This is a genomic window from Streptomyces sp. 5-10, assembly GCF_014712245.1.
Classification (GTDB): Bacteria; Actinomycetota; Actinomycetes; order Streptomycetales; family Streptomycetaceae; genus Streptomyces; species Streptomyces violaceusniger.
In genome coordinates this window covers 1-7645 of sequence record NZ_JACVYG010000125.1, presented here as the reverse complement: position 1 = coordinate 7645, position 7645 = coordinate 1, and the positions used below count along the sequence as shown (strand labels likewise).

The 7645-nt window shown below is 72.4% G+C and carries 2 protein-coding genes; both read left to right on the top strand.

Annotated elements, in window-relative coordinates; translation table 11 throughout:
• Positions 1 to 48 precede the first annotated feature (48 nt).
• On the top strand, positions 49 to 5478 hold the full coding sequence (locus tag IEJ02_RS47210) for an amino acid adenylation domain-containing protein (protein ID WP_498067140.1): 5430 nt from the start codon (positions 49 to 51) through the stop codon (positions 5476 to 5478).
• The coding region (locus tag IEJ02_RS47205) for an amino acid adenylation domain-containing protein (RefSeq protein WP_498067139.1) at positions 5475 to 7645 on the top strand (2171 nt) is incomplete at its 3' end. The genes IEJ02_RS47210 and IEJ02_RS47205, both read left to right, overlap by 4 nt.

The following is a 7645-nucleotide window of genomic DNA, read 5'->3' as shown; positions in this document are numbered from 1 at the left end:
CACCCCACCACCCACCAACTCCACTACCACCACCGCACCGACAACCAAATCCAACTCCACGGCTACCGCATCGAACTCGGCGAAATCGAAAACACCCTCACCACCCACCCCCACATCACCCACGCCGCCGCCACCCTCCACCACGACCACCACCACAACAAACACCTCATCGCCTACACCACCACCAGCCCGGAACACCGCGATACGCCGCCGGATGAGCTGCGGTCGTATCTGGCCGAGCGGCTACCGGCCCATATGGTGCCCTCCACGGTCGTCATCCTCGACGCGCTGCCCCTCACCCCGAGCGGCAAGCTCGACCGCGCGGCGCTGCCCGCGCCCGCCCGGAGCGCCGGAGGGGCCGGGGGACGCCCGCCATCGACACCGCGCGAAGCGGTCCTGTGCCGTCTGTTCGCCGAGGTGCTGGGGGTGCCGGAACCAGGCGTGGAGGAGGGGTTCTTCGCCCTGGGCGGGGACAGCATCCTGTCCATGCAGCTGGTGAGCCGCGCCCGCCGCGAGGGGCTGGTGCTCACCCCCCGCCAGGTCTTCCAGCACCAGACCCCCGCCGCCCTGGCGCGCCTCACCTCACCGCCCGGCGCCCCGGCCACTACAGACGCCCCGGCCGCCGCCACGCTCCCGTTGCTCTCCCTCACCACCGAGGACGTGGCCGCGGTCGAGCGGAGGTTTCCCGGTGCCGTCGACACACTGCCGCTGACCGCGCTGCAGGAGGGGTTGCTCTTCCACGCCGTGTACGACGAGGCGGCCCCGGACGTCTATCTGGTGCAGTTCGCCTTCGACCTCGAGGGCGACGTCGACAGCGTCCGCTTCCGGCAGGCGGTGGACACTCTGCTGCTCCGCCATCCCCATCTGCGGGCCGGGTTCCTTCACCACGGCCTGTCCAGGCCGGTCCAGGTCGTGCCCCGCCATGCGCCGACCCCGTGGCACGAGATCGACCTCAGCGGCTTCTCCCCCGCCGAGCAGGACGAGGAGTACGAGCGCTGGCTGGCCGAGGACCGCACCACGCGGTTCGACTTCACCCGGCCGCCACTGATGCGGTTCACCCTGTTCCGCCTCGGCGGTGGGCGCAGTCGTCTGGTCATGACCCACCACCACATCCTGCTGGACGGCTGGTCGACACCCGTCCTGGTGCAGGAGCTGTTCTTCCTGTACGGGGAGGCCGGGGACGACGCTCTGCTGCCTCGCCCGGCGGCCTACCGCGACTATCTCGCCTGGCTCACCGCGCAGGACACCACCGCCGCCCGGGCGGCGTGGCGCGAGGCGCTGGCCGGGGTGGCGGAGCCGACGTTGCTGGCCCCGGAGGCGTACGGGCGTACGGCGGTGGTCCCCCGGGAGTTCTGCCTGGATGTGCCCGCCGGGTTGACGGCACGGCTGACCGGGCGGGCCCGCTCCTCGGGGCTGACGCTGAATACCCTGGTGCAGGTGGCGTGGGGGCTGCTGCTGGGCCGGCTCACCGGCCGCGACGATGTGGTGTTCGGTGCCACGGCCGCGGTGCGGCCACCGGAGGTGCCCGGTGTCGAGTCGCTGGTCGGCCTGTGCATCAACACCTTGCCGGTGCGGGTGCAACTCACCTCAGACCAGCGGCTGTTGGACCTGCTGGAGGAGGTGCAGGCGCGGCAGGCGGCGCTGTCGGAGCACCAGCATCTGGGGCTGATCGAGGTGCAGTCGCTCACGGGGGCCGGCGAGCTCTTCGACACGGTGCTGGTCTTCGAGAACTATCCGGTGCGGCCCGAGCGGGTCGGCGCGCCGGAGGACGGGCTGCGGGTGGTGGGCAGCACCGGCCGGGACGCCACCCACTACGCGCTGGCCCTGGTCGTCATCCCGGGCGAGTCCCTGCGGCTGCAACTGGGCTACCGTCCCGATGCCTTCGGCCACTCGGCCGTACGGGAGCTCGCGCGGCGTCTGGTCCGGGTGCTGGAGAGCGTGGCGGACGCCCCGGAGCGGTCGGTGGCGCAGCTCGACGTGCTGGCTCCGACCGAGCGGGAGCGCCTGCTGCGGCAGTGGGGCAACGCCTCGCCCGGCGTGGCCGAAGCCGATGACACGGTGCTGCTGCCCGAGGTGTTCGAGCGCCAAGTTGAGCGCACGTCGGCCGACGTGGCCGTGGTGTTCGAGGAACAGCGGCTCAGCTATGGGGAGGTGAACGCGCGGGCGAACCGGCTGGCCCGGGTGCTCGTCGCGGCGGGCGCGGGGCCCGAGACCCGGGTCGCCCTCTCCCTGACCCGTGGCCCGGACCTGCTCATCACGGCGCTGGCCGTCCTCAAGGCGGGTGCCGCCTTCGTGTCCGTCGACCCGGACTACCCGGCGCGGCGCGTGGCCTTCATGCTCACCGACAGCCGCCCGGCCCTCCTGGTGACGACCGTGGCGATCGCCGAGGCCCTGCCCGCGGAGGCGGCCACGGTGCCACGGCTGCTGCTGGACGCGGAGGCCACGGCGGACCGGCTGGCGAAAGCGGGGGCGGGCAATCTGACGGACGCGGACCGCGGGTGTCCGCTGCTGCCGGACCACCCCGCGCACCTCTTCTACACCTCCGGTTCCACCGGCAGGCCCAAGGGTGTGGTGGCGTCCCGGAGCGGTCTCGGCCGGTTCCTGCGGGCCATGGCCCGGCGCACCCCGCTCACCGGGTCGGACGCGGTGCTGGCGGCCTCCACGCCATCGTTCGACGTGGTGGCGGTGGAGTGGTTCATGCCGCTCGTGGCGGGGGCGCGCGTCGTCCTGGCCTCGGCGGGCCAGACCCGCGATCCGGCCGCTCTGCTGGGGCTGATCGACCGCCACGCGGTGTCGATGGCGCAGGCCACGCCCACACTGTGGCAGGCGGTGCTCGGCGAGGTGTCCGACGGCGAGGACCCGCCGAGGGTGCTGTCGGGGGTGCGGGTCCTCAGCGGTGGCGAGGCGCTGCCCTCCCCGCTCGCGCGGCGGCTGCTCGCGCTCGGCGCCGAGGTGGTGAACCTGTACGGGCCCACCGAGACCACGGTCTGGTCCACCACGGCCACCGTCCGCGCCGATGACGACGGCGCGCCGCGGATCGGGACACCGCTGGACACCACGCGCGGGTACGTCCTGGACCGGCACCTGGGCCTGCTGCCGCCGGGTGTGGTGGGCGAGCTGCACATCGCGGGAACGGGTGTGGCGCGCGGGTATTTCGACCGTCCCGGCCTGACCGCCGAGCGGTTCGTGGCCGATCCGTACGGCCCGGCCGGGTCACGGATGTATCGCACCGGTGACCTGGTGCGCTGGGACGGGGACGGGCGGCTGGAGTACCTCGGCCGGGCCGACCACCAGGTCAAGCTGCGGGGTTTCCGGATCGAGCCGGGAGAGATCGAGGCGGTGCTGGCATCGCATCCGCGGGTGGCGCGGGCCGCCGTGGCGGTCCGCGAGGACCGGCCGGGTGACCCTCGGCTCATCGCCTACTCCGTCGCCCGGCCGGGTCGGGAACCGGCCCCGGCCGAGCTGCGCTCCTGGCTCCGCGAGCGGTTGCCGGAACACATGGTGCCGTCGGCGGTGGTGCCTCTGGACGCGTTGCCGCTGACGTCGAGCGGGAAGCTGGACCGCAAGGCGCTGCCCGCGCCCGGCCCCGTCGGCGCCCCGGGCACCGGCCGGTCACCGGCCTCTCCCTGGGAGCGGCTGCTGTGCGCGCTGTACGCCGAGGTGCTGGGCCTGCCGGAGGTGGGCGTGGCGGACAGCTTCTTCGAGCTGGGCGGGCATTCGCTGCTCGCGATGCGGCTGATGGGACAGGTCCGTACCCGCACCGGCGTCGACCCGGGCATCCGTGCAGTGTTCCAGGCACCGACGGTGGAGCGGTTGGCGGCGGCGCTCCAGGGCGCGGAACGGGACGTGGCACGCCCGCCGCTGGGGCCGATGGCGCGTACGGGCCGCCTGCCGCTGTCGTACGCCCAGCAACGGCTGTGGTTCTTGCAGGAGTTGGAGGGCGATCGGGCGGCGACCTACAACATCGTGGTCGGCCTGCGGCTCCGCGGCCCGCTGGACCGGGAGGCGCTGATGGCCGCGGCGGGGGACGTCGTGGCCCGGCACGAGGTGCTGCGCACCGTCTATCCGCACGGGGACGACGGCCGGCCGTGGCAGCGGATCCTGGGGCCGGACGCGGCCCGGTCCGCGCTGCACGCCGCCGTGCGGGACCTGCGGCCGGTGGCCGACGAAACGGACACGGGCGTGGGCGCGACCGGGCCCTCGGCCGGGTCCACGACCGGGTCCTCGACCGGGGATGCGACCGGGGATGCGACCGGGGATGCGCCTCCACCCGAGGGCGCGTCGGACACCACACTCCGGACGGCGCTGGCGAAGGAGGCCGGGCGTGGCTTCGACCTGGCCACCGAACTGCCGCTGCGCATAATCCTGTTCCCGCAGGGCGACGACGAGCATGTGCTGCTCGTGGTGGTCCACCACATCGCGGCCGACGGCTGGTCGCTGGAACCGCTCTTCGCCGACCTCGCCACCGCCTACCGGGCCCGGACGGCCGGTTCGGAACCCGACTGGAGCGACGAACTGCCGCTGCAGTACGCGGACTTCGGGCTCTGGCAGCGTCAGGTGCTGGGAGTGGAGGACCGGGATGACAGTGTGCTCTCCCGGCAGCTCGCGTTCTGGAAGGAGACGCTCGCGGAGCTGCCCGAAGAGCTCCCGCTGCCGACGGACCGGCCGCGGCCGCCGGTGGCCGGACACCAGGGCTCGACCGTGGACATCGCCGTTCCGGCCCCGCTGCACCGGAGGCTGGCCCGGCTGGCCCGCGCCCGGGACGCCAGCGTGTTCATGGTGGTCCAGGCCGCCCTCGCGGCCTTGCTGACACGGCTCGGCGCCGGGACGGACATCCCCCTGGGCACGGCATTCGCCGGCCGGGACGAGGTGGCCGTGCACGACCTCGTCGGCCCCTTCGTCAACACATTGGTGCTGCGCACCGACACCAGCGGGGATCCGGACTTCCTGACCCTCCTGGAACGGGTGCGGGAGACGGACGGAGCCGCGTACGCGCATCAGGAGGTGCCGTTCGAACGCGTGGTGGAGGCGGTCAACCCGGTCCGGTCCCTGGCCCGGCACCCGCTGTTCCAGGTGATGCTCACCTTCCAGAACCTTCGGGCGACCGAGCTGTCCCTGCCGGGAGTGGCCGCCGAGCCGCTGGAGGTGGCCACCGACACGGCCAAGTTCGACCTGGCCTTCGCGCTCGCGGAGACGCACACCGCCGAGGGCGGGGAGCCGAACGGCATCCGGGGCAGCCTCGAGTACGCCACCGACCTCTTCGAGCGCCACACGGCCCAGGCGATCGTCGACCGCCTGGTGCGTGTGCTGGACGCCGTCGCGGACCGTCCCGACCAGGCCCTGAGCCGGATCGACCTCCTCGGCCACGACGAGCGGGGGNGGCGGCCGGGGCGGGACGGGTGCTGCCGGAGCTGTTCGAGGAGCAGGCGGCACGCACCCCGCAGGCCACGGCGGTGGTCTTCGAGGGCGAGACGATGACCTACGCGGACCTCAATGCCCGCGCGAACCGGCTGGCCCGGCTGCTCATCGCGCGCGGCGCCGGACCGGAAACCCGTATCGCCCTGGCCCTGCCACGTTCCTCTGAGCTGATCACCGCTGTGCTGGCCGTCAGCAAGGCCGGGGCCGCGTACGTCCCCCTCGACCCCGGCTACCCACCGGACCGCATCGCCTTCATGCTCCACGACAGCGAACCCACTCTGCTCATCACCACCAGCACACTCGCCAACACCCTCCCCACCAGCGCCGCCACGCTGCCCTGGCTCCTCCTCGACACCGACGACACCCATGCCCGCTCGCAACGCCACGACCCGGCGGACGTGTCCGATGGCGAACGGCCGACACCGCTGGCTCCCGAGCATCCGGCGTACGTCATCTACACCTCGGGCTCGACGGGCACGCCCAAGGGGGTGGTCGTCTCTCACGCCAATGTGGTGGACCTGGTGGCCTGGGCGCGGGACGACCTCGGCGCGGACCGGTTGGCGCAGGTGAGGGCGACGACATCCGTCACCTTCGACGTCTCCGTCTTCGAACTGCTCGTGCCGCTCACGCTCGGCGGCACGGTGCGGCTCGTCCCCGATCTGCTGTCCGCGGCCGCCGACCCGGGGCTGCTGGGGGCCGGTGGTCTGCTCAGTGCCGTTCCCTCGGTCCTGGCGAGCCTGCTCTCCGCCCACCACCAGGCTGAAGGCTCATCTCTGGACACGATCGTCCTGGCGGGCGAAGCCCTCTCCCCCCAGCTGCTGGCCACCGCGCAGTCCCGGTTCCCCGAGGCGCGCATCGTCAATGCCTACGGCCCCACCGAGGCGACCGTCTACGCCACGGTGTGGCACTCCGACGGGGCAGCGCACACCTCAGTGCCGATCGGCTCCCCGGTGCCGAACTCCCGAGTGTTCGTGCTGGATGCCGGGTTGGGTTTGGTGCCGGTGGGTGTGGTGGGCGAGTTGTATGTGGCGGGGTGTGGGGTGGCGCGGGGGTACTGGGCGCGGCCAGGGCTGACGGCGGAACGGTTCGTGGCCTGCCCGTACGGTACCGGTGGCGGGGAGCGGATGTACCGGACCGGGGACCTGGTGCGGTGGACGCCTGGCGGGTGGTTGGAGTTCTGCGGGCGGGCCGACGAGCAGGTCAAGGTCCGCGGATTCCGCATCGAGCCGGGAGAGATCCAGGCCGCACTCACCACACACCCCGGTATTGGGCAGGCCGTGGTAACCGTCCGCGAGGACCGCCCCGGCGACCGTCGTCTCGTCGCCTACCTCACGCCCGCGCAAGCTGGGGCCGAGCCACCACCCGCAGCCGAGATCCGGGCCCAGCTGGCCGACCAACTCCCCCACTACATGATCCCCTCCCACTACGTCCCACTGGAACNACCCGCCCCCACACCGGCAGCCACCGGCACCGGTCAGGGAAGGGCCCCCGCCGATGCCCACGAACGCACACTGTGCCAGTTGTTCGCCGACGTACTGGCCATACCCGAGGCCGGACCGGAGGACGGCTTCTTCGCTCTGGGCGGCGACAGCATCCTGTCCATCCAACTCGTCAGCCGCGCCCGCCAAGAAGGACTCTTGCTCACACCCCGCCAGGTCTTCCAGCACCAAACCCCCGCCGCCCTCGCCACCGCAGCAACCCACATCCCCACCACCACACCAGCCCGCCACGAAAACGGCACCGGCACCCTCCCCGCCACCCCCATCATGCGAGACCTGTTCGAACGAGGCGGCCCCTTCACCACCTACCACCAATCAGTCCTGCTCACCGTCCCCGCCAACCTCGACCAACAACGTCTCGCCACCGCCCTGCAAACCGTCATCGACCACCACGACATCCTCCGCCTCACCCTCACCAGTGCAGACGGTGAAGGCGAGTTGCGGATACCCCCGCCAGGCAGCATCAACGCCGCAAACCTGCTCCACCACGCCGACCTCACCGGCCACCCCGACATCCCCACCGCCATCACCGAACACCAAACCACCGCCCAAACCCGCCTCGACCCCACCCACGGCATCATGCTCCAAGCCGTCCACCTCACCCTCGGACCCACCACCCCCGGACGACTCCTCCTCCTCGCCCACCACCTCGTCATCGACGCCGTCTCCTGGCGCATCCTCACCCCCGACCTCACCCACGCCTACCACCACCCCACACCAAACAGCCC